Origin of the sequence: Pseudoxanthomonas sp., assembly GCF_027498035.1 — a bacterium.
Lineage (GTDB): Bacteria > Pseudomonadota > Gammaproteobacteria > Xanthomonadales > Xanthomonadaceae > Pseudoxanthomonas_A.
Genome location: NZ_CP114978.1, coordinates 944,329 through 967,199, shown reverse-complemented (window position 1 = coordinate 967,199; position 22,871 = coordinate 944,329). Strand labels below are relative to the sequence as shown.

The window sequence follows — 22,871 nt, the reverse complement described above, 5'->3', positions numbered from 1 at the left end:
GACCGATGCCTGCGCCTGTAGCCGCATCGCGCCTCCGCCTGTACGCGGGTCAGTCGAAGCTGTGGCTGCATGGCATCGTGAAATCGCCAGCCCGGGTAAAATCAGCCGATGACCAACGCGACCAATCCTGCGGCCCGCATCGCCGAACTGCGACAGCAGCTCGACGACGCCAGCTATCGCTATCACGTGCTGGATGAGCCGAATATCCCGGACGCGGAGTACGACCGCCTGCTGCGTGCACTGGACGAACTGGAAGCGACGCATCCGGAACTGGTGACACCCGATTCGCCGACCCAGCGCGTCGGCGCATTGGCAGAATCGAAATTCGCCGAAGTGCGGCACGCCATCCCGATGCTGTCGCTGGGCAATGCCTTCGACGATGAAGAGGTGGCTGACTTCGTTCGCCGCATCGCCGAAAAGCTGGGCCGCAGGACGCTGACGTTCTCGGCCGAACCCAAGCTCGACGGCCTGGCCATCAGCCTGCGCTACGAACACGGCGTGTTCGTCCAGGGTGCCACCCGTGGCGATGGCGCCACCGGCGAGGACGTCACCGCCAACCTGCGCACGGTCAAGGCCATTCCGCTCAAGCTGCGTGGCGAGGGCTGGCCCGACGTGCTGGAAGTGCGGGGCGAGGTCTACATGCCCCGCGCCGCGTTCGAGGCGTACAACGAACAGGCGCGGCTGCATGGCGGCAAGGTGCTGGCCAATCCACGCAATGGTGCGGCCGGTTCGCTGCGGCAGCTGGATGCCCGCATCACCGCGCAGCGGCCGCTGGCGTTCTACGCCTACGGCACCGGTGCAGTGGAAGGCGGGGTCTTGCCCGAAAGCCACTCGGGCATGTTGCAGCAACTGCGTGCGTGGGGATTCCCGGTCAGCGACCTGTCGAAACTGGTCGAAGGCGCCGCGGGCCTGCTGGACTTCTATCGCGACATCGGCGCGCGCCGCGACGCGCTGCCGTTCGACATCGACGGCGTGGTCTACAAGCTGGACGATGCGCAGGGCCAGCGCGAGATGGGTTTCGTCTCGCGCGCGCCGCGCTGGGCGATCGCCCATAAATTCCCGGCGCAGGAGCAATCGACCACGGTCAAGGACATCGAGATCCAGATCGGCCGCACCGGCGCCGCCACCCCGGTGGCGCGATTGGAGCCGGTGCAGGTGGCGGGCGTGATCGTGACCAATGCGACCCTGCACAACGCCGACCAGATCGCGCGACTGGACGTGCGCATCGGCGATACGGTGATCGTGCGTCGCGCCGGCGACGTGATCCCCGAAGTGGTCAGCGTGATCGAAGCCCAGCGGCCCGCAGGCACGCAAGCCTGGCAGATGCCGACCCATTGCCCGGTCTGTGGTTCGGACATCGTGCGCGAGGAAGGCGCTGCGGCCTGGCGTTGTTCCGGCGAGTTGAGCTGCCCGGCGCAGCGCAAGGAGGCGATCCGCCATTTCGTCTCGCGCAAGGCGATGGACGTCGATGGCCTCGGCGAGAAATTCATCGAAGTGCTGGTCGATGCCGGCGTGGTCCAGGGCGTGGCCGACCTGTACAAGCTCGACCTGGACATGCTGCTGCAACTGCGGCTGGTCACCGGCGCAGAGACGCCTGAAGGTTTTCTGCGCGAGGCCCGCGAGCACCTGGCCAGTGGCGCCTACGCCAGGCTGGAAGCCGAGGTGGCCCAGGTGCGCGGCGACACCGACGAAGCGCCTGACACCTGGCAGGCAGACCTGCTGCGCGCCGGCCTGCCGACCTTCGACTGGAACCGCAGGAAGATCGCAACCAAGTGGGCCGAGAACCTGGTCGAGGCGCTGGATGCCAGCCGCCAGACGACGCTGGAGCGGTTCCTGTTCGCACTGGGCATCGACCACGTCGGCGAGAGCACGGCCAAGGCCCTGGCGGCGTGGTTTGGCGACCTGGCGCTGATCCGGGTCTTGCCCTGGCCGGTCTTCAAGCGCGTGCCCGATGTCGGCGGCGAGGTGGCGCGTTCGCTGGGGGGCTTCTTCGCCCAGGAGGGCAACCAGCAGGCCATCGATGACCTGCTGGCGCGCGGTGTACAGATCGGTGACACCCATGCGCCCAGCGGCCTGCTGCGCGACGGCCTGGACCTGGCGACGCTGCTGGCCGACATCGAGATCCCCAAGCTCACCAGGGTGCGTGCCGAAGCGCTGGCCGCGGCAATGCCCGATGTGGACGACATCGTCGATGCCGAAGCGGCAACGTTGATCGGCATCGGCCTACCCAAGGACACGGCGGGCGCACTGGCCGCGTGGCTGGAAGACGATGCGCACGTGCAGCTGCTGCGCCGCACCGCCGAGGCCTTGGCCAGGCTGGATGCGATCACGCCGCAGCAGGCTGCCGTCGAAACCGGCCCGTTGACCGGGCAGACCGTGGTGCTGACCGGTGGCCTGGACGCGATGAGCCGCGATGAAGCCGGCGCGAAGCTCGAAGCGCTGGGCGCCAAGGTGACGGGCAGCGTGTCGAAGAAAACCAGCTTCGTCGTTGCCGGCGCCGAAGCCGGTTCGAAGCTGAAGAAAGCCCAGGACCTGGGCATCGAGGTCTGGGACGAAGCGCGGCTGCTGGCGTTCCTGGAGCGGCACGCATGAGCCAGGCATGGCGTCCGAATGCCTCGCTGGACGCGCTTCGCCTGCGCGCACGCCTGAACGCGCTGGTGCGGGCGTTCTTCGCCGAGCGCGAGGTGCTGGAAGTGGAAACGCCGGTGCTGTCGCAGGCCGGCAACACCGAGCCGAACATCGACAGCTTCACCACCGATTTCAGTGGTCATGTCAGTGCCGGCGCGCGCACGCGCTGGCTGCGCACTTCGCCCGAATATCCGCTCAAGCGGCTGTTGGCGGCAGGCATCGGGGATTGCTACGAACTTGGCCGGGTGTTTCGCAATGGCGAGGCCGGTGGCCGCCACAATCCCGAGTTCACCATGCTTGAGTGGTACCGGGTGGGCTGGGACCACCAGCGCCTGGCTGATGAAACGGTTGCACTGGTCCAGCAGGCACTGGCACTGGTCGGGCGTACGGCCTCGGTCGAGTCGCTGACCTATCGCGACCTGTTCCAGCGCAGCCTGGGGCTGGACCCGTTCACCGCCAGCGTGGAGCAGTTGCAGGCGGCGCTGGGCGGGGTACGGATCGATGGCGAAGGGCTGGGTCGCGATGACTGGCTCGACCTGCTGGTGACCCACCACATCCAGTCGAACTTCTCCGCCGATGCGATCACGATCGTGCATGACTGGCCGGCCAGCCAGGCGGCGCTGGCGCAGATCCGCGCAGGCGACCCGCCAGTGGCCGAACGCTTCGAGCTGTACCTAGGCGCGATGGAGCTGGCCAACGGTTATCACGAGCTGCGCGATGCCACTGAACAGGCTGCCCGGTTCAGCCGCGACAACCAGCGTCGTGCCGCGCGCGGGCTTGTTCAGCCGCCGCGCGATGGGCACTTGCTTGACGCCCTGCCACTCATGCCACACTGCGCCGGCGTGGCAGTGGGGATGGATCGGCTGCTGATGGCGATGCTGGGAACCTCCCGGATCGCCGACGTGCTGGCTTTCGATTTCGCGGGGGCCTGACACACGCTGGGAATACACGGACCGTAAACACGTAATTGTGCTGGCATGAACCACACCGGCAGGGAGTTTCGAGTTTGCGTAGCGTTCTGGGGAAGGCCGTGTCGAGCAGTCGTTGGGTCCGTGTAAGCCTGCTGGCGTGTACTGCGATGGCTCTGCCTGGCTGCGCCACGGTGGGGCGTTTGTTCGGCGGCCATGAGAAGACGCTGGACGACGTGCCCGTGCAGCATTTCCGCTGCGAGTCCAAGGACAAGGACCTGAAATATTGCGACGTGGACGCCTCGGCCGGCGTGCGCCTGACCAAGCAGCTGTCGAACATGCCCTGCGTCAAGGGACGCACCTGGGACTACGGCCGCTTCGGCGTGTGGGTCGACCATGGCTGCCGTGGTGAGTTCGTCAGTGGCGCAGGCGATGACGATGGTGGGGAGTTCGACCTCAAGCACCGCGTGGTCCGTTGCGAATCCACCGACCAGGCGCGCAAATACTGCCCGGCACAGGTCACTGTCGAGACGGTTGAGTTGGTCCGGCAGATGTCGGACATGGCTTGCGAGGAAGGCAAGACCTGGGGCTGGGATGACGACGGGGTCTGGGTCGATGGCGGCTGCCGCGGACTGTTCCGCGTCCGCTGATCGCGGTCCTGCATTCGGATTGCGACATCGTCGCGGGTAAAATGCGCCGATGAACGACACTTTCGACTACGCCCGTTACGACCGCATCCGTCCGATCCTGTGGACCGGTGACGCCCTGGAACTGCTGGACCAGCGCAAGCTGCCCTTCGTGGTGGAGCATGTGACCTGTGCCACCAGCGATGATGTGGCCGCCGCCATCCATTCGCTGGCTGTCCGCGGCGCGCCGGCGATCGGCATTGCGGCGGCCTGGGGCACGGTGCTGGCTGGGCGCGAGATTGAGGCTGCCGATGGCGCCGAGGCATCACTGAAGATCGAACCGGCCCTGCAGCGCCTCAACGCCGCACGCCCGACCGCGGTGAACCTGGCCTGGGCGCTGGCGCGCATGCGCCGCGTACTGCAGCCCGCCGGCACCGACTGGATGGCGGTGCTGGAACGCGAAGCCGAGGCCATCGCCACCGAAGACCTGGCCGCCAACCGCCACATGGGCGAACTGGGCGCGGCCTTGATCGGGCAGGGCAGTGGCGTGCTGACCCATTGCAACACCGGCTCGCTGGCGACCGCTGGCTTCGGTACGGCACTGGGCGTGATCCGTGCCGGCGTGGCCCAGGGCAAGATCCTCAAGGTGTTCGCCGACGAGACCCGGCCGTGGCAGCAGGGCGCGCGCCTGACCGTGTGGGAGCTGCAGCAGGACGGCATCGACGCGACCCTGATTGCCGACTCGGCCGCTTCGCACCTGATGAAGACCGGCGCGGTGCAGTGGGTCGTCGTCGGCGCTGACCGGATCTGCGCCAACGGCGACACCGCCAACAAGATCGGGACTTACCAGCTGGCCATCGCCGCGCGCCACCACGGCCTGAAGTTCATGGTGGTCGCGCCTTCGTCCACGGTCGACATGGACACCGCCAGCGGCGACCTGATCGAGATCGAAGAGCGCGATCCGGGCGAGCTGCACGGCATCGGCGGCGTGCGCATCGTGGCCGAAGGCATCAACGCCTGGAATCCGGTCTTCGACGTGACGCCGGGCGAGCTGATCGATGCCATCGTGACCGAGAGGGGCGTGGTCGAGCAGCCCACCACGGCGAAGATGCGCGCAGCCTTCGGCTGAAGGCACGCGTTCGATTGCCGTGGAGGCGCGGCCCGTGGCTGCGATGGGGTTTGATCGGGAAACCTCGTCGCGGCGATGCGCCGCTCCCGCACGATCCGATGCCGGAATGGCATGGTGGAACATGCCGCGCAAAGCGGCCGCATAAGCCAGGTTCCACGCGCAAGTGCTTGATTTTCGCCGTATCCCGGGCCGCATCCGGGTGGCTGCGCGTGGTACAATTCCGCGCTTGAAAACCCCTCCGGAATCCAGTCGCCACGCAGCCTGTGGCAGCCCGGGTTTTGGCCTGACGCACCGAAGACAAGCACGGACATCGAATGGCTGATCTCGCCAAGGAAATCATCCCCGTCAACCTCGAAGACGAGATGCGCAAGAGCTATCTCGATTACGCCATGAGCGTGATCGTGGGCCGCGCACTCCCCGATGTCCGGGACGGCCTCAAGCCGGTGCACCGCCGCGTCCTGTACGCGATGCACGAACTCGGCGCGCACAGCAACAAGCAGCACTTCAAGTCCGCCCGTATCGTCGGTGACGTGATCGGTAAGTACCACCCGCATGGCGACCAGTCGGTGTACGACACGCTGGTGCGCATGGCCCAGCCGTTCTCGCTGCGCTACATGATGGTCGATGGCCAGGGCAACTTCGGTTCGGTCGACGGCGACTCCGCTGCCGCGATGCGTTACACCGAGTCGCGCATGTCGCGCCTGGCCCACGAGATGATGGCCGACATCGACAAGGAAACCGTCGATTTCCAGCCCAACTACGACGAAAAAGAGCTTGAGCCGACGGTCATGCCGACCCGGTTCCCGAGCCTGCTGGTCAATGGTTCGGCCGGTATCGCGGTGGGCATGGCGACCAACATCCCGCCGCACAACATGTCCGAAGTCATCGATGGCTTGATCGCCATGATCGACAACCCGCTGATCGACATCGACCAGTTGATGGAATACATCCCGGGCCCGGATTTCCCCACCGCCGGCATCATCAACGGCACCGCCGGCATCATCGCCGGCTACCGCACCGGCCGTGGCCGGGTGCGCATGCGCGCCAAGGCCGACGTGGAAGTCGACGACCGCACCGGCCGCGAAGCGATCATCGTCACCGAGATTCCCTACCAGGTGAACAAGGCGCGGTTGATCGAGAAGATCGCCGAGCTGGTCAAGGAAAAGAAGCTCGAAGGCATCAGCGAACTGCGTGATGAGTCCGACAAGGACGGCATGCGCATCTACATCGAGGTCAAGCGCGGCGAATCGGCCGAGGTGGTCCTCAACAACCTGTACTCGCAGACGCCGATGGAGTCGGTGTTCGGCATCAACATGGTCGCCCTGGTCGATGGCCGCCCGCAGCTGCTCAACATCAAGCAGATGCTGGAAGCCTTCGTGCGCCACCGCCGCGAGGTGGTGACCCGCCGGACCATTTTCGAACTGCGCAAGGCCCGCGCCCGCGCGCACATCCTGGAAGGCCTGACGGTCGCGCTCGCCAACATCGACGAGATGATCGAGCTGATCAAGACCTCGGCCAATCCGGGCGAAGCGCGCGAGCGCATGCTGGCCAAGACCTGGGAACCGGGCCTGGTGGGCTCGCTGCTGGCGGCGTCGGGCAGCGAAACCTCGCGACCGGAAGACCTGCCCAGCGGCGTGGGTTTCCTGCAGGGCCGCTACCAGCTGACCGAAGTGCAGGCCAGCCAGATCCTGGAAATGCGCCTGCACCGCCTGACCGGCCTGGAGCAGGAAAAGCTCACCGAGGAATACCGCCTGCTGCTGGAAACCATCACCGGCCTGATCCGCATCCTGGAGAATCCGGAGGTGCTGAAGGAGGTGATCCGCGAGGAGCTGCTGAACGTCAAGGCCGAGTTCGGCGATCCGCGTCGCAGCGAGATCCGCCAGAGCGAGGAAGACTTCGACATCCTCGACCTGATCGCGCCGGAAGACATGGTCGTGACCCTGTCGCATTCGGGCTATGCCAAGCGCCAGCCGGCCAGCAGCTACCGCGCGCAGAAGCGCGGTGGCCGTGGTCGCAACGCCGCGGCGACCAAGGACGAGGATTTCATCGACCAGCTGTGGCTGGTCAACACCCACGACACGCTGCTGACCTTCACCAGCAAGGGCCGCGTGTTCTGGCTGGCCGTGCACCAGCTGCCCGAGGCCGGGCCGAACGCGCGCGGTCGTCCGATCATCAACTGGATCCCGCTGGAAGCCGGCGAGAAGGTCCAGGCCGTGCTGCCGGTACGCGCGTATGACGAAGGCCGCTTCGTGTTTTTCGCCACCCGCAACGGCACGGTCAAGAAGACCCCGCTGACCGAGTTCGCCTATCGCCTGGCGCGCGGCAAGATCGCGATCAACCTGGACGAAGGCGATGCGCTGGTCGGCGTGGCCCTGACCGATGGCGAGCGTGACGTGCTGCTGTTCGCTTCCAACGGCAAGACCGTGCGCTTCGGCGAGGAGGCCGTGCGTTCCATGGGCCGCACCGCCACCGGCGTGCGCGGCATCAGGCTGGCTGTGGGCGAGGACGTGGTCAGCCTGATCGTGGCCGAACGCGCCGCCGGTGCCGGCAGCGACGAGGCCGCGGAAGATGTGGTCGACGAAGCAGTCGAGACCGCCGGCGACGAGGCTGTTCTGGAAACCACCCAGGACGAGAACGGCTGCTACATCCTGACCGCCACCGAGAACGGCTTCGGCAAGCGCACCCCGCTGGCCGATTACCCGCGCAAGGGCCGCGGCACCCAGGGCGTGATCGGCATCCAGACCAATGCCCGCAACGGCAAGCTGGTCGGCGCGCTGCTGCTGGGCAACAGCGACGAGGTCATGCTGATCTCCGATGGTGGCACGCTGGTGCGCACGCGTTCGACCGAGATTTCGGCCGTGAGCCGCAATACCCAGGGCGTCACCCTGATCCGCCTGGGCAAGAAGGAAAAGCTGCAGGCGATCGAACGCCTGGATGCGTCGCTGGAAGAAGACGAAGACCTGGAAGCCGCGGCCGATGGCGTCGTCGCCTCTAGTGAGGCCCAGCCGGAAGCCTGAGCCACCGGCGTTCCAGCTTGAAGTGATGCACCTTCGCTGCCGCCCCCTTGAAACGGGGCGGCAGCGTCGTTTCTGCGGTTCGTCCGCGTCTATAATTCCGCGCAAAATCAGGCAGGAGAATGCGTTACATGGACAGCACGCAAGGTCGCGGCGCGCGCGCGCCACAGCAGACCATCGCGCAGGATGCGCACCTGGCTTCGGCCACCCGACGGGAAACCCAAGCGCACGCGCGACGCCCCTGGCGCGGCCTGCTGCTCGCCGCTGCCCTTGGCCTGCTGGCCCTGACTGGCTGCGACCGCAACAAGACCGGCGAGCTGCCCAAGGTGTCCGGTGAAGCGGTCAAAGTCGAACGGGTGGAGGTCAAGGGCTTCGGCCTGGTGGCGGCCTACCCGGACCAGGTCAGTGGTGAAACCGCCGTCGCGCTGGAGTTCAGCCGCGCCCTGGTGCAGGACCAGGATTTCGACGCGGTCCTGCACATCACCGATGGCAACGACGCGGTCGTGCGCACCAGCTGGGTGCTGGACGACGAAGACCCGACCATCATCCGCGCGCCCTCGCTGGACCCGGCGAGCGAATACAACATCAAGGTCGATACCGGCTTGAAGGCCGCCGACGGATCGACCCTGCCGGAAGGCATCGTGCGCAAGGTGCAGACCGGGCCGATGAAGCCGGTGGTGGGCTTCGCCTCGCTGGGCAGCGTGCTGCCGGCCAAGGACACGCGTGGCCTGCCGGTGGTGGCGCTCAACGTACCCGAGGTGGACGTGCAGTTCCTGCGCGTGCATGAGGACGCGCTGCCGCGCTTCTTTGCCCAGTTCCGCAACGGTGGCATGAACGATGGCTGGGACCTGGACCGCAACTACGGCAGCAACAAGCCGCTGGGTGACCTGGCCGATCCGGTCTACGTGAACCGCTTCGCGCTGGATGGCAAGCCCAACGAGCGGGTGTTGAGCTACCTGCCCATCCAGGACATCAAGGAACTGCAGCAGCCGGGGCTGTACGTGGCCGTGATGCGTCGGCCCACCGAATTCTCCGGCGGCATCCAGGCCACGTATTTCACGGTGACCGACCTGGGCCTGCATGCGCGCGCCTACAAGGACACGCTGTTCGTGCACACCGCCTCGCTGGCCAATGGCGAGGCCATCGGCAAGGCCGACCTGAAGATCCTGGACAAGAAGGGGCAGGTAGTCCTGAAGGGCCAGACCGACGGCAACGGCAACGCCTTGCTGCGCTATACGCTGGACGCCACGCACGTGCTGGTGGCCAGCCACGGCCATGACCCGGCGATGCTGCCCTTCAACCAGCCTGCGCTGGACCTGAGCGAGTTCGCGGTGGCCGGCCGCAAGGACGCGTGGTTTGATGTCTTTGCCTGGTCGGGCCGTGACCTGTATCGCCCAGGTGAAACCGTGCGCGTGTCGGCCCTGTTGCGCGATCACGATGGCAAGCCGGTCAAGGCCGGGCAGCCGCTGTACCTGCGCCTGAAGCAGCCCGACGGCAAGACCTTCCGCGAAACCAAGCTGAGCGAAGGCGAGCAGGGCTACTTCCAGTTCGAACAGATCATCCCCAACGAAGCGCCCACCGGACGCTGGCAGGTGGAGTTCCGCACCGACCCGGCCAGCAAGGACGTGATCGAAGGCATGAGCCTGCGGATCGAGGAGTTCCTGCCCGAGCGCCTGAAGCTGGACCTGTCCGCGCCGGCCACGCTCAAGCCCAGCCAGCCGATCCCGCTGGCGGCCGATGCCGCGTACCTGTATGGCGCGCCGGCTGCCGGCAATCGCTTTACCGCCAAGCTGGCGGTGGCGGTGGAACAGCACCCGCTGGACAACCTGCCGGGCTGGTTCTTCGGCGACCCCACCGTGACCCTGCCGCGCGATGCCAGTGACGTGGCCGATGGCGAGTTCGATGCGAAGGGCCATTTCTCGCAGAACGTGGACTGGCCCTCGGAGGTCAAATCCAACACGCCGGTCAGTGCGATGATCGCCGGCAGCGTGTACGAGAGCGGTGGGCGCACGGTCAACCGCGTGCTCAAGCGCGTGCTGTGGCCGGCCCCGGCGCTGATCGGTGTGCGGCCGTTGTTCGAGGACACCGATGGTTCCGGTGCCAACACCACGGCGGCGTTCGAGGTCGCGCGGTACGACGCCGCCGGCAAGCGCGTGGCTGGCAAGGGGCTGAAGGTCGCCCTGATCCGCGAGGTGCGCGAATACCACTGGAGCTACGACGAAGACACCGGCTGGAAGTACGACTACGTCCAGCGTTTCGAGAAGGCCGGCGAGAAGACTGTCGATACCGGGGAGACCGCCGCCAAGGTCGAGTTCCCGGTGGAATGGGGTGGCTATCGACTGGAAGTGACCGATCCGCAGAACGGGTTGGTGACGCGCTATCCGTTCTACGCAGGCTGGGGTTGGGATGACGAAAACCGCGGGCTGGACGCGCGCCCGGACAAGGTCAAGCTGGCACTGGACAAGACCGCCTACCGGGCCGGTGACACGCTCAAGGTGACCGTGACGCCGCCGCACGAGGGCAAGGGCCTGCTGCTGGTCGAGTCGGACCACATGATCTACACCAAGGAGATCGAGGCCAAGAACGGCAGCACCTTCTCCATCCCCGTCACCGAGGACTGGGAGCGCCACGACGTCTACATCACCGCGCTGGTGTTCCGTGGCGGCAGTGCGCCGTCCAAGATCACCCCGGCGCGTGCGGTGGGCGTGGCATTCGTGCCGATGGACCGCAGTGACCGCAAGGTGGCCGTGGGCGTATCGGTGCCCAAGCTGATGCAGCCCGAACAGGACCTGCCGGTCACGGTGGGCGTGCCGCAGCTGGCCGGGCAGGTGGCGCATGTCACCGTCTCGGCGGTGGACGTGGGCATCCTCAATATCACCCGCTACCCGGTGCCGGACCCGACTGCGTGGTTCTTCGCCCAGCGCCGCCTGGCGGTGGATGCCTATGACGTCTATGGCCGGGTGATCGAGAGTTTCGAAGGCAGCATGGCCAAGATCCGTTTCGGCGGTGACATGGGCCTGGGCGCCTTGCCGCAGGCGCGGCGCCCCACCGCACATGTGCAGACGGTGGACCTGTTCTCCGGCCCGGTGAAGCTCGATGCCAAGGGCATTGCCCGTATCAAATTGAAGGTGCCGGATTTCAACGGCACCCTGCGGGTCTCGGCACTGGTGTATTCGGACAGCAAGTACGGCAGCAAGTCCGAGGAAACCGTGGTCCGCGCGCCCATCGTGGCCGAGGCCAGCGTGCCGCGCGTGCTGGCGCCGGGCGACCGCAGCACGGTCACCCTGGACGTGCAGAACTTCACCGGCAAGGCTGGCGCCTTCAAGGTGCTGGTCGAAGGCGTGGGTCCGCTGGCGATTGGCGAGGGTAGCCGCAACCTGCAACTGGCCGACGGGGTGAAGAACACGCTGTCCTTCCCGTTGCAGGCCAAGGAGGGCTATGGCGTGGCCCAGGTGCGCATCCGCGTGGATGGCACCAGTACCGGCTACAAGGTGGACCGCAAGCTGGACGTACCGGTGCGCGCGGGCTGGCCGGCGGTGGTGCGCACGCAGGCGAAGATGGTCGATCCGCTGGCACCGATCACCATGGATGCCGGCTTCGCCGATGGCCTGATGGAGGGTTCGGTCAACGGCCGCCTGGTCGTCAGCGCGCTGCCGCCGCTGCCGTTCGCCGCAGCGCTGGAAGATGTCCTCAAGTACCCGTACGGCTGCCTGGAGCAGACCACCAGCAAGGGCTATGCCGCGCTGATCCTGGACCAGGCCACGGCGGACCTGATGGGGGTCAAGGGGCTCACCCCGGCCAAGCGCAAGGAACGCATGGAGGGCGCGTTCGGCCGCATCGCCTCGATGCAGATCGGCAATGGCAACTTCTCGATGTGGGGCGGCGAAGGTGGTTCGGTGTCGCCGTACATGACGGCCTACGTGGCTGACTTCCTGCTGGATGCGCGCGATGGCGGCTTCGCGATTCCCGAGACCGTGCTGCAGAAGTCACTGGACCGGCTCAACGAAAGCCTGCTCTCCGGTGGCGATCAGTACTACGGTTACGAGTTCCGCAAGCACATGCAGTTCGCCAGCAAGGCCTACGCCGGCTACGCGCTGGCGCGGGTCGGGCGCGCGCCGCTGGGTACGCTGCGGGCGATGTACGACAACGACCGCAAGGATGCGATGAGCGGCCTGCCGCTGGTCCAGTTGGGTATCGCATTGAGCCTGCAGGGGGATCGCAAGCGCGGCCAGGCCGCCATCGACGAAGGCTTCGGCAAGGATGGCGATCGCCCATCGTGGCTCGGCGACTACGGCACGGTGCTGCGCGACGATGCGCTGATGCTGGCCATGGTGCGCGAACGCAAACTCACCACGCCGGGGTTCGACGACAAGGTAGTGGCACTGGGCCGCGAGTTGGATGAACGCCGCAAGCGCCCCTGGTTCTATCTGAGCACGCAGGAGCAGATCGCCATCGGTCGTTTGGGCAAGGCACTGCTGGGCGATGGGCACGCCGGGACGATCTCCGGCACGTGGCATGTCGATGGCCAGGACAGCGCGGTCAGCGACCAGCGCATCACCGCGCGTGATTTCGACGGCAGCGTGCTGGCCAAGGGCGTGCAGTTCGATCCGCAGGGAACGCCGCCGGCATTCGCAAGCCTGGAGGTCGCGGGCATTCCACGTACGGCACCGGCCTACGATGCCAGCGTGATCGGCGTGGAGCGACGCTACTTCACCACCGACGGCAAGCCGTGGACCGGTGGCGTGTTGAAGGAAGGCGATGCCTTGATCGTCGGTGTCAGCATCACGGCCAATACCGAGATGTCCGATGCGCTGCTGACCGACCTGTTGCCGGCAGGCCTGGAGATCGAGAACTTCAATCTGGGCGATGCCAAGCAGTGGGCCGATGTGGTGGTCGATGGCATCAACATCGGCGACCGCGACAGCGCCGCCAATGTGCAGCACGAGGAGTTCCGTGATGACCGTTATGTCGCGGCGCTCAAGCTCGGGCGCGGCAGCACGGCGCGGGTGTTCTATCTGGTGCGCGCGGTGACACCGGGCACGTATCTGGTACCGCCGCCGTTGGTGGAAGACATGTACCGCCCGGACCTGCGCGGCGTGGGCAAGGTGACGCCGTCCAGCATCCAGGTGGTGCAGCCGTGACGTGTCGTCACCGCTGAAGCCGGTGCCGGCCACGCGCCGGCGCTGGTGGCATCGCATGTTGCCCTGGCTGCGCTGGGGCACGGTGGCGCTGTTGTCGGCGTTGCTGCTGCTGGATCTGGTGTTCCCGCCGCGGCTACCAGCGTCGCTGGGGACATCGACGCTGGTCGTTGCACGCGATGGAACACCGCTGCGTGCCTTTGCCGACAGCGAGGGCGTGTGGCGCTATCCGGCCAGCCGGGCATCGGTCTCGCCGCTCTACCTGCAGGCGCTGCTGGGATACGAGGACCGCTGGTTCTGGCGGCATCCGGGCATCAATCCGGTGGCAATGGTGCGCGCAGGCGGGCAACTGGTCGTGCACGGACGCGTGGTGTCCGGCGGCTCTACCTTGACCATGCAGGTGGCGCGCATCCTGGATGGCGTCGATACCCGCACGCCCTGGGGCAAGGCGGCGCAGGTGCTCAGGGCGGTGCAGCTGGAGGCGCACCTGAGCAAGGCGCAGATCCTGCAGCTGTACCTGGAGCGCGCGCCCTTCGGCGGCACCATCGAAGGCGTTGAGGCTGCCAGCTGGGCCTACCTGGGCAAGCCCAGCAGCCAGTTGTCGCATGCCGAAGCTGCGCTGCTGGCCGTACTGCCGCAGTCGCCCAGCCGGCTGCGCCCGGACCGTCATCCGGAAGCCGCGCGGGTGGCGCGCGACAAGGTCCTGCGACGGATGGCCACGCTCGGCCTGTGGAGCGACGCGCAGATGGAGGACGCGCTGATCGAGCCGGTGGTGGCGCGTTCGCTCGCGCCACCGTTGTCGGCGGCACTGCTGGCCCAGCGCCTGCATGCGGCGGAACCGAACGCCACCCGCATCGTGTCCACGCTGGATGCCGACCTGCAGCGCACGCTGGAACAGCGCGTCACGGCGTATTTCTCCAATCTTCCTGATCGGACATCGGCCGCATTGCTGGTGGTGGACAACGCCACCATGGAAGCGCGCGCCTACGTGGGCTCGGTGCAGTTCGGCGATGCCAAGCGGTTGGGTCACGTCGACATGGTTCGCGCCTGGCGCTCGCCTGGCTCCACGCTCAAGCCCTTCCTTTACGGCCTGGCGTTGGAGGATGGTTTGATCCATTCGGAAAGCCTGCTGGTGGATGCGCCGCAGGGATTTGGTGGCTATCGGCCGGGCAACTTCGGCCTGTCCTACAACGGCCCGGTCGGCGTGGCCGAAGCCCTGCGCCTGTCGCTCAACGTGCCGGCGGTGGATGTGCTGGATCGCGTCGGCCCGGCGCGGTTTGCCGCGCGGCTGGCCAACGCCGGCGTGGACCTGCAGTTTCCCAGCGGCGCGGCGCCCAACCTGGCGATGATCCTCGGCGGTGCCGGCGCGCGGCTGGAAGACCTGGTCGGCGCGTTCGCAGGCTTGAACCGCGATGGCCTGGCCGGGCGCGTGCGCTACCGGCCGCAGGACCCGAAGGTGGAGCGTCGGCTGATGGCGCCGGGGGCGGCCTGGATCGTGCGGGAAATGCTCGATGCCAATCCGCGTCCTGGCTATGCGCTGGATACGTTCGATACCAGTCGTCGACCGAAGGTGGCCTGGAAGACCGGCACCAGCTATGGCTTCCGCGATGCCTGGGCGCTGGGCAGCACGCGGCGCTACACGGTGGGCGTGTGGGTGGGGCGCCCCGATGGCACGCCATTGCCGGGCCAGTACGGTGCGGTGACGGCGCTGCCGTTGATGTTCGAGGTGATCGACAGCCTGCCGCGCACGGCCGGCGATGCACTGCAGACCCCGCCACCGGCCAGCGTGAGCGAGCGCGAGATCTGCTGGCCGCTGGGCCTGCCACCCGATCCAGCGGCACCGCAGTTGTGCCAGAAACGCATGCAGGCCTGGACCTTCGACGGCAACGTGCCGCCTACTTTCGCCGAGCGCGAGGCGCGGTTGTGGCACAGCGGCTTGCAGACCTTCCAGCGCGATGTGGCAACCGGACAACGGCTATCCGCCGAATGCACGCGCCCGCATGTCGCGCAGAGCATGCAGATCGCCCAGTGGCCGGTGCTGGCATCGCCCTGGCTCACGGCGTTCCAGCGCACGGCTTCGCGTCTGCCGCCCCTGGCGCCGGACTGTGCCGAAGACGGACGTGAGGCACTGACGTCATTGCGCATCGAGGGCCTCAACGACCGCGCAACGCTCGCGCGTGCGCCCGGCAGCCCCAAACCGGCGACCGTGCAGTTGCGTGCCCTGGGCACCGAGACCGACGTGCAATGGCTGCTGGATGGGCGCTGGATCGCGCAAACCCAGGGCTCGCGCACGTTTGAAGCCGCGTTCGACACGCTGGGCGAACACACGCTCACCGCCCTGGCTGCCAGTGGCGCGTGGACGACCTTGCGGTTCAAAGTGCTGCGTTGAGGGGGCGGGGATGGGGGGCAGGAAAAAGCTTTCAGCTTTTGCTTTTTTTCGTCATTCCCGCGCAGGCGGGAATCCATGCCAGGACGCTGTCAGTTGGAGCAGTCTGCCGCAATCCGAAGCAATGCCCGCCTGGATTCCCGCTTGCGCGGGAATGACAGGTAGCGGATAGCCTTTTCCAGTTTCCTGAAGTCTGGCCCTGCTGCTGCCGCACTCGTCGACCCAGCTCTCCAGTAGGCCGACCAACGCGTCCTGGCGGGATGTCCCGGACGTTGGCCTGCCTCGTGCCTGAGTGGAAAGGATGGATCAGCTGGAAAGCTGCGCCAGGACATGTTCGGCCGAGGACACCTTGAATTCGCCCGGGGCTTCGAGCCAGAGCGCCTCGACCACGCCGTCTTCGGCATACAGCGCATAGCGCCGCGAGCGCAGGCCCATGCCGTTGCCGCTGAGGTCGATGTCCAGGCCGAGTGCCTTGGTCAGGTCGCCACTGCCATCGGCGAGCATTTGCAGGCCCTCGGGAACGCCGACGGCATCGCCCCAGGCCTTCATCACGAACGCGTCGTTGACCGAGATGCAGTAGACCTCGATGCCGCGTTTGCGGAATTCGGCGAAGTGCTCGATGTAGCCGGGCAGGTGGCGTTCGGAACAGGTTGGCGTGAACGCGCCGGGCACGCCGAACATCACCACCTTGTGCGCCTGGAACAGGGTGGGCGTATCGATCTTCTCCACGCCCTGTCGGATGCGGGTGACGGTGGCTTCGGGAACGCGGTCGCCGCGCTGGATGGTCATCGGTCTGGAAGTCCCTGGAATGGCGCGCACCGCAGTGGTCCGCGCATGAACGCAACCCTAGGAGTGTCCACGGAAAGGCCGTGTCAAAAGCCTTGAAAACGCGCGGCCTGCGCTTATCTGATGCTCATGGCGGCCATGGCCCCCTGCCGCGCGGACCTGATCCGCGCAGGCAACCAAACAGGAGAACTGCAATGAGTTTTGTGCGCTATCACGGTTGGGCGGGTCGCCCGGCCCAGGCCGATCTGGGCCGCGTCATCGAGCGTTTCGTGCAGGCCAACCAGGCCGCTGAACAGGCCAGCTGGTCGCCGCGCGTGGACGTGAAGGAAGAAGCCAGCCGCTTCGTGATTTTCGTCGACGTGCCGGGCGTGGACCTGGAGGCCATCGAAGTGCAGATGGACAGGGACGTGCTGAGCATCCGCGGTGAGCGCGCCGCACCGGAGGTGGCCGAAGACCAGCGTTTTTCGCGCCAGGAACGACGCCATGGCGCGTTCGCCCGCAGCTTCATGTTGCCGGACACCGCCGATGCCGATGGCATCGTGGCCAGCGGTCGCAACGGCGTGCTGGAGGTGGTGATTCCCAAGCGGGCCGAAGCATCGCCGCGCCGGATCCAGGTCGGACGCGAGTCGATCCAGTAACCTGTACGCCTTGGCCCGGATGCACGGGTCGGCATGACGGGCGTGATGCACGGTTGACCGCATCAGGCCCAGGATCAAGCCCGTGGCCGTGAGGCTGCGGGCTTTCTTGCGGAGATGCGATGGAATTCAAGGATTACTACCAGACGCTTGGCGTCGAACCCACGGCAGGCGAGGCGGAGATCAAGACCGCCTACCGCCGGTTGGCGCGCAAGTACCACCCGGATGTCAGCAAGGAGGCCGACGCCGAGGACAAGTTCAAGGCCGTCAACGAGGCCTACGAGGCGCTGCGCGATCCGGAAAAACGCGCGGCCTACGACCAGCTCAAGGCGCGCGGCTATCGTCCGGGCCAGGAATACCAGCCGCAGGATTTCGGCGGGCGCGGACCGGGGCAGGGCTATGACTTCGACGAGGTCTTCGGCGGAGCGGGCGGTGGCGGTGCCGGCTTCAGTGATTTCTTCGAGAACCTGTTCGGCCAGCGTGCACGCGGTGGCGGCGGAGCCGGGTTCGCCGGTGGCCAGGCGCCGCGCGGCGACACCCGGGCCAAGCTGTCGGTGCCGCTAAAGGCGGTGTACGAAGGCAGCAGCCTGCGCGTGACCGTCAATGGCAAGCAGCTGGACGTGCGCGTGCCCAAGGGCATCAAGCCGGGCCAGGCGATCCGCCTGACCGGGCAGGGCAACGGCGGCGGCAACCTGCTGCTGGAAATCGAGTACGCTGCCGATCCGCAGTTCGAGGTGGACGGCCGCAACGTGATCCATGTCTTGCAGCTGACTCCGTGGGAAGCCGCACTGGGCGCCACGGTCAGCGTGCCGACCCTGGGTGGGTCGGTGGACCTGAAGATCCCCGCCGGGTCCGAGGCCGGGCGCAAGCTGCGCCTGCGCGAACGTGGCCTGCCGGGGACGCCGGTGGGCGACCAGATCGTCGAGCTGGAGATCACCGCGCCACGTGCGGAGACCGATGCCCAGCGCAAGGCCTACGAGAAGCTGGCCAAGGCGTTCGCTGAGGGTTGAGATCGTGGTCTTGGGTGGGCTGGAACACGGAACGGGCGCCTTGCGGCGCCCGTTCTACGTTGAAGTGTTGATGCCGGCCTGATGATCAGGCGACCGATGGTGGTGCCTCGCCAGCGCTGAGGATGCGCTCGATTACCTCGGACAGTTCGTCCTCGGAGAACGGCTTGGTCAGGTAGGCCTTGGCGCCCTGGCGCATGCCCCACATGCGATCGGTGTCCTGGTCCTTGGTGGTCACCAGGATCACCGGGATGTGCTTGGTCGTCGCTTCGCGGCTGAGCTGGCGGGTGGCCTGGAATCCGTTGAGGTTCGGCATCACCACGTCCATCAGCACCATGTCCGGCAACTCACGCTTGGCCACTTCGACGCCCTGCGCGCCGTCCTCGGCGGTGATCCACTCATGCCCCAGCTTTTCCACGATGCGCTGGATGCCCAGCAGCTGCGACGGTGAATCGTCGACGATCAAAATCCGTGCCATGCAGTACCCCCTGATTGTCCCCGCGCCGATTGTAGAGGCAGTTCATGCGCAGCGTAATACGCCGATGACCGGCCGGCGCAGCCGATGTTCCGTTCGTCCGCCGGTGCTGCGCCGTGGCCTGGGGCCTGGCGACGGAAGGATGAGGGGCGTCACACTTATGGCTGGGTGGAGACGTCTTGGACCGGCATCGCCAGGCTGGCCTGGCCATCAGCGGTCGCCTGCAGGAAAGGGGCGCGCAGGCTGGGCAGCCCGCGCTTAATGCAGCGCCAGGCAGCAGTGCCGCGAAGCGCTGCTGGCGGGAAGGCAAACGGCTGGCTGGTACCGTCCATGCTCATTCCCTGGTCGAATCCGCCGACCAGGTTCCACCGGGCTGGTCGCGGCCGGTGATCGCCGGGCCAGCCGGGCGCGGCGATCAGACCAGCGTCTGGCGCCGCTTTTCGTCGATCCATTTGGACGCCTGCGCCGGGGTGTAGTCGCGCATCCAGCCCAGCATCTGGTCGATGTCCTCGCCGTACCACAGGTCCTCGCGCTGGGCCGGGTGCAGGAAACGCTCGTCGACCATGCGATCGATCATGCCGATCAGCGGCGCATAGAAGCCGTCCATGTCCAGGAACGCGCAGGGCTTGTTGCCGATGCCGAGCTGGCGCCAGGTCAGCATCTCGAAGATCTCTTCCATCGTGCCGAAGCCGCCGGGCAGGGTGACGAAGCCATCGGCCAGCTCGAACATGCGCGCCTTGCGCTCATGCATGGAGCCGACGATCTCCAGCTTGGTCAGGCCGCGATGCGCCACTTCCCAATCGGCCAGCTGCTGCGGGATGACGCCGGTGACTTCGCCGCCGGCTTCCAGCACGGCATTGGCCACCGTGCCCATCAGGCCGACGTTGCCGCCGCCATAGACCAGGCGCAGGCCATCGGCGGCCAGGCGCTTGCCGAGTTCGGCGGCGCGCTGGGCGTAGATCGGCTTGCTGCCGGCATTGGAGCCGCAATAGACGCAGACGGATTTCATATGGGTGTTTCCTCTTGCTTGAACTTGGAAAGAAAGATGCTCAACGCGGCAGCGTGCGACGCAGGATGCGGGTCATGGCGGTGCGCCCAAGCCCGATCAGGATCGCGCCAACCGGCAGCAGCAGTGGCTGACGGATGAGCAGCGCGGCGGCCAATGTCGCCAGCCCCGCGAACCACAGGGCGCCTGCACCGATCTTGCGTTGCGTGGTCGATGCCATGTGCGGGCCTGTGTGAGGGGGCGTGCCGGAAACGAAAGAAGGCTCCGTCGCGAGACGAAGCCTCCTTCGACCAGCGACCGTGGCCGCTTAGTTTGCCTTGTGGATGGCGCGCTTGCTGACGGCCATGGCGGCGTCGTGGATCGCTTCGGACAGGGTCGGGTGCGCGTGGCAGATGCGTGCCAGGTCGTCGGCCGAACCGCTGAACTCCATGGTCAACACGCCTTCGTGGACCAGCTCGGACACGCTGGGACCGATCAGGTGCAGGCCCAGCACGCGGTCGGTCTCGGCATGGGCGATGACCTTGACGAAGCCGGTCGGCTCGCCCATGGCCACGGCACGGCCTACGGCGGCGAACGGGAAGCTGCCGGTCTTGTACGGGACACCTTCGGCCTTGAGCTGCTGTTCGGTCTTGCCGACCCAGGCGATTTCCGGCGCGGTGTAGATCACGTACGGGATGGTGTCGAAGTTGACGTGGCCCGGCAGGCCGGCGATCAACTCGGCCACGGCGATGCCTTCCTCGAAGCCCTTGTGCGCCAGCATCGGGCCGCGCACGCAGTCACCGACCGCCCACACGCCGTCCACACCGGTGTGGCAATGCGCGTCCACCTCGATCTGGCCGCGTTCGTTGACCTTGACGCCGGTGCCTTCGGCCAGCAGGCCCTTGGTCGCGGCGCGACGGCCGACGGCCACCAGCAGCTTGTCCACCACCAGCGACTGTTCGCCGGAAGCATCGGTGTAGGTCAGTGCCACTTGCTTGGCACCGGCCTTGCCAGTGACCTCGGCCTTGGAGACCTTGGCGCCCAGGCGGATGTCGATGCCTTCCTTCTTGAATTCCTTGGCGGCCAGCTTGGCCACTTCGGCATCGGCGGCCGGCAGGAAGTCCGGCAGCGCTTCGAGGACGGTGACCTCGGCGCCCAGGCGCTTCCACACGCTGCCCAGCTCCAGCCCGATCACGCCGGCGCCGATCACGGCCAGGCGCTTGGGCGTGGTGGTGAAGTCCAGCGCGCCGACGTTGTCGACGATGGCTTCACCATCGAACTTGGCGAACGGCAGCTCGATCGAATCCGAGCCGGCGGCGATGATGACGTTGGTGCCCTTGAGCTCGATGGTTTCGCCATCGTGCTGCTTGACCTTCACCACGTTGCCCGGCTGCAGTTCGCCGAAGCCGTAGTACGGGGTGATCTTGTTGGCCTTGAACAGCATGCCGATGCCGCCGGTGAACTGCTTCACGATCTTGTCCTTGCGGGAGATCATGGCCGGCACGTCGATGGCCGCGTCCTTGAAGCTGATGCCGTGGTCGGCGAACTGATGCAGCATGTTGTGGTACTGGTGCGACGAGTCCAGCAGCGCCTTGGACGGGATGCAGCCCACGCGCAGGCAGGTGCCGCCCAGGGCCGGCTTGCCGTCCTTGCCCAGCGCCGCGTCGATGCACGCGGTCTTCAGGCCCAGCTGTGCGGCACGGATGGCCGCGTGATAACCGGCAGGGCCGGCACCGATGACGACGACGTCGTAGTTCTCTGCCATGTTCGAATCCTTTGCCTTGCGCTTCCCCGTCTACGGAGAAGGTGCCCATGCGGGCGGAAAGAGGAGAGGCGTCCGTTGGCTCAATGCCAGCTATCCAGATGGCAGCTGCGGACCCTGGAAGCAACCCCGCGCCGGTCAACGGCGCGGGGTGTGCAGGACTTGCTTACAGGCCGAACAGCATCCGGCCCGGGTTTTCCAGCTGGTTCTTGATGTCCACCAGGAACTGCACCGAATCCTTGCCGTCGATGATGCGGTGGTCGTAGGACAGCGCCAGGTACATCATCGGCGCGATCACGACCTGGCCGTTCTCGGCGATCGGACGCTCCTTGATGGCGTGCATGCCCAGGATGGCGCTCTGCGGCGGGTTGATGATCGGCGTGGACAGCAGCGAGCCGAAGGTGCCGCCGTTGGTGATGGTGAAGGTGCCGCCCTGCAGGTCGTCCAGGCCCAGCTTCCCGGCGCGCGCCTTGGCGGCGTAGTCGGCGATGCCCTGTTCGACATCGGCGAAGGACTGGCGCTCGACATTGCGCAGGACCGGCGTGACCAGGCCCTTGTCGGTCGACACGGCGATCGAGATGTCGCTGTAGCCGTGATAGATGATGTCGTCGCCGTCGATCGAGGCGTTGACCAGCGGGAAGCGCTGCAGCGCGTTGGCGGCCGCCTTGACGAAGAAGCTCATGAAGCCGAGCTTGATGCCGTGGGCCTTCTGGAACTCGTCCTGCAGCTCCTTGCGCGCGGCCGAGACCTTGGCCAGGTTGACCTCGTTGAAGGTGGTCAGCATCGCGGTGGAGTTCTTCGACTCCATCAGGCGTCGGGCAATCGTCTTGCGCACGCGGGTCATCGGCACGCGCTCTTCCGGACGTGCGCCTGCGGCCTTGCCCACGCCGCCGTTCTTGGCGAAGTTGACGATGTCTTCCTTGGTCACCGCGCCGCGGCGGCCGGTGCCGTCGACCTGGGCCGGATCCACGCCTTCGGTGATCGCGCTGAAGCGTGCGCCCGGCGGCAGGCTGGCGGTGTCGCCGGCGGCCTTCGGGGCCTCGACCTTGGCGGCCTTGGGTGCTTCGGCAGCCTTCGGTGCCTCGGCCTTGGCGGCCGGGGCGGCGGCTTCAGCCTTGGCCGGTGCGGCTTCGGCAACGGCGCCTTCTTCGATGATGGCCAGCAGCTGCGAGGAGGTGACGGTGTCGCCTTCGGCGAACTTGATTTCCTTCAGCACGCCATCGACGGGCGAGGGCACTTCCAGGACGACCTTGTCGGTCTCCAGGTCCAACAGGTTCTCGTCACGCTTGACGGCATCGCCGACCTTCTTGTGCCAGCTGGCGATGGTGGCGTCGGAAACGGATTCGGGAAGTACCGGAACTTTGACTTCGGTGGCCATGCGGGAGCGTCCTA

Annotated in this window: 15 protein-coding genes; 9 read left to right on the top strand and 6 right to left on the bottom strand. The window is 66.7% G+C overall.

Annotation, left to right across the window (positions count from 1 at the left end):
- The first annotated feature begins 108 nt into the window (after positions 1-108).
- The 7 genes from ligA to pbpC all read left to right on the top strand — a co-directional run bounded on the left by ligA (position 109) and on the right by pbpC (position 15,832).
- On the top strand, positions 109-2,592 hold the full coding sequence (ligA, locus tag O8I58_RS04310; RefSeq protein ID WP_298320986.1) for an NAD-dependent DNA ligase LigA: 2,484 nt from the start codon (positions 109-111) through the stop codon (positions 2,590-2,592).
- Positions 2,589-3,560, top strand: a complete 972-nt coding sequence (gene epmA / locus O8I58_RS04305) for an EF-P lysine aminoacylase EpmA (protein ID WP_298320984.1) — start codon at positions 2,589-2,591, stop codon at positions 3,558-3,560. The genes ligA and epmA overlap by 4 nt, the downstream gene beginning before the upstream one ends.
- A gap of 146 nt (positions 3,561-3,706) precedes the next feature.
- Entirely contained in the window at positions 3,707-4,186 is a 480-nt protein-coding gene (locus O8I58_RS04300) for a DUF3011 domain-containing protein (protein ID WP_298320982.1), read from the top strand.
- 49 nt (positions 4,187-4,235) lie between these two features.
- On the top strand, positions 4,236-5,291 hold the full coding sequence (gene mtnA / locus O8I58_RS04295; RefSeq protein ID WP_298320980.1) for an S-methyl-5-thioribose-1-phosphate isomerase: 1,056 nt from the start codon (positions 4,236-4,238) through the stop codon (positions 5,289-5,291).
- A gap of 314 nt (positions 5,292-5,605) precedes the next feature.
- Entirely contained in the window at positions 5,606-8,308 is a 2,703-nt protein-coding gene (gene gyrA / locus O8I58_RS04290; protein WP_298320978.1) for a DNA gyrase subunit A, read from the top strand.
- A 128-nt stretch (positions 8,309-8,436) separates the two neighbouring features.
- The gene (locus tag O8I58_RS04285) at positions 8,437-13,446 is read left to right on the top strand and encodes an alpha-2-macroglobulin family protein (RefSeq protein ID WP_298320977.1); all 5,010 of its coding nucleotides are present in this window, start codon (positions 8,437-8,439) and stop codon (positions 13,444-13,446) included.
- 55 nt (positions 13,447-13,501) lie between these two features.
- Entirely contained in the window at positions 13,502-15,832 is a 2,331-nt protein-coding gene (gene pbpC, locus O8I58_RS04280) for a penicillin-binding protein 1C (protein ID WP_298322728.1), read from the top strand.
- A 303-nt stretch (positions 15,833-16,135) separates the two neighbouring features.
- On the opposite strand, the gene O8I58_RS04275 is transcribed toward pbpC, so the two are convergent.
- Entirely contained in the window at positions 16,136-16,618 is a 483-nt protein-coding gene (locus tag O8I58_RS04275; protein WP_298320975.1) for a peroxiredoxin, read from the bottom strand.
- Between the two features lie 191 nt (positions 16,619-16,809).
- Between O8I58_RS04275 and O8I58_RS04270 the strand changes: the two genes are divergently transcribed.
- Together O8I58_RS04270 and O8I58_RS04265 are read left to right on the top strand one after the other, a co-directional pair.
- Positions 16,810-17,253, top strand: coding sequence for an Hsp20/alpha crystallin family protein (locus tag O8I58_RS04270; protein ID WP_298320972.1), 444 nt, complete (start codon positions 16,810-16,812; stop codon positions 17,251-17,253).
- A gap of 119 nt (positions 17,254-17,372) precedes the next feature.
- Positions 17,373-18,260: a DnaJ C-terminal domain-containing protein gene (locus O8I58_RS04265; protein WP_298320970.1), complete on the top strand. Its 888-nt coding sequence runs from the start codon at positions 17,373-17,375 to the stop codon at positions 18,258-18,260.
- 85 nt (positions 18,261-18,345) lie between these two features.
- Here O8I58_RS04265 and pilH read toward each other — a convergent pair whose 3' ends face one another.
- From pilH to sucB, 5 genes are all read right to left on the bottom strand, one after another.
- Positions 18,346-18,735, bottom strand: coding sequence for a twitching motility response regulator PilH (pilH, locus tag O8I58_RS04260; protein ID WP_298320968.1), 390 nt, complete (start codon positions 18,733-18,735; stop codon positions 18,346-18,348).
- A 412-nt stretch (positions 18,736-19,147) separates the two neighbouring features.
- Positions 19,148-19,741: an LOG family protein gene (locus tag O8I58_RS04255; protein WP_298320967.1), complete on the bottom strand. Its 594-nt coding sequence runs from the start codon at positions 19,739-19,741 to the stop codon at positions 19,148-19,150.
- Positions 19,742-19,781: 40 nt separating this feature from the next.
- The gene (locus O8I58_RS04250; RefSeq protein WP_298320965.1) at positions 19,782-19,958 is read right to left on the bottom strand and encodes a hypothetical protein; all 177 of its coding nucleotides are present in this window, start codon (positions 19,956-19,958) and stop codon (positions 19,782-19,784) included.
- 87 nt (positions 19,959-20,045) lie between these two features.
- The gene (lpdA, locus tag O8I58_RS04245) at positions 20,046-21,482 is read right to left on the bottom strand and encodes a dihydrolipoyl dehydrogenase (RefSeq protein ID WP_298320963.1); all 1,437 of its coding nucleotides are present in this window, start codon (positions 21,480-21,482) and stop codon (positions 20,046-20,048) included.
- Between the two features lie 163 nt (positions 21,483-21,645).
- Entirely contained in the window at positions 21,646-22,857 is a 1,212-nt protein-coding gene (gene sucB, locus O8I58_RS04240; protein WP_298320961.1) for a dihydrolipoyllysine-residue succinyltransferase, read from the bottom strand.
- Positions 22,858-22,871: the final 14 nt, after the last annotated feature.

Bases quoted from the DNA above. Each gene is read 5' to 3' on its own strand.
- ligA (WP_298320986.1), top strand. From the start codon at position 109: ATGACCAACGCGACCAATCCTGCGGCCCGCATCGCCGAACTGCGACAG.
- epmA (WP_298320984.1), top strand. From the start codon at position 2,589: ATGAGCCAGGCATGGCGTCCGAATGCCTCGCTGGACGCGCTTCGCCTG.
- O8I58_RS04300 (WP_298320982.1), top strand. From the start codon at position 3,707: ATGGCTCTGCCTGGCTGCGCCACGGTGGGGCGTTTGTTCGGCGGCCAT.
- mtnA (WP_298320980.1), top strand. From the start codon at position 4,236: ATGAACGACACTTTCGACTACGCCCGTTACGACCGCATCCGTCCGATC.
- gyrA (WP_298320978.1), top strand. From the start codon at position 5,606: ATGGCTGATCTCGCCAAGGAAATCATCCCCGTCAACCTCGAAGACGAG.
- O8I58_RS04285 (WP_298320977.1), top strand. From the start codon at position 8,437: ATGGACAGCACGCAAGGTCGCGGCGCGCGCGCGCCACAGCAGACCATC.
- pbpC (WP_298322728.1), top strand. From the start codon at position 13,502: ATGTTGCCCTGGCTGCGCTGGGGCACGGTGGCGCTGTTGTCGGCGTTG.
- O8I58_RS04275 (WP_298320975.1), bottom strand. From the start codon at position 16,618: ATGACCATCCAGCGCGGCGACCGCGTTCCCGAAGCCACCGTCACCCGC.
- O8I58_RS04270 (WP_298320972.1), top strand. From the start codon at position 16,810: ATGAGTTTTGTGCGCTATCACGGTTGGGCGGGTCGCCCGGCCCAGGCC.
- O8I58_RS04265 (WP_298320970.1), top strand. From the start codon at position 17,373: ATGGAATTCAAGGATTACTACCAGACGCTTGGCGTCGAACCCACGGCA.
- pilH (WP_298320968.1), bottom strand. From the start codon at position 18,735: ATGGCACGGATTTTGATCGTCGACGATTCACCGTCGCAGCTGCTGGGC.
- O8I58_RS04255 (WP_298320967.1), bottom strand. From the start codon at position 19,741: ATGAAATCCGTCTGCGTCTATTGCGGCTCCAATGCCGGCAGCAAGCCG.
- O8I58_RS04250 (WP_298320965.1), bottom strand. From the start codon at position 19,958: ATGGCATCGACCACGCAACGCAAGATCGGTGCAGGCGCCCTGTGGTTC.
- lpdA (WP_298320963.1), bottom strand. From the start codon at position 21,482: ATGGCAGAGAACTACGACGTCGTCGTCATCGGTGCCGGCCCTGCCGGT.
- sucB (WP_298320961.1), bottom strand. From the start codon at position 22,857: ATGGCCACCGAAGTCAAAGTTCCGGTACTTCCCGAATCCGTTTCCGAC.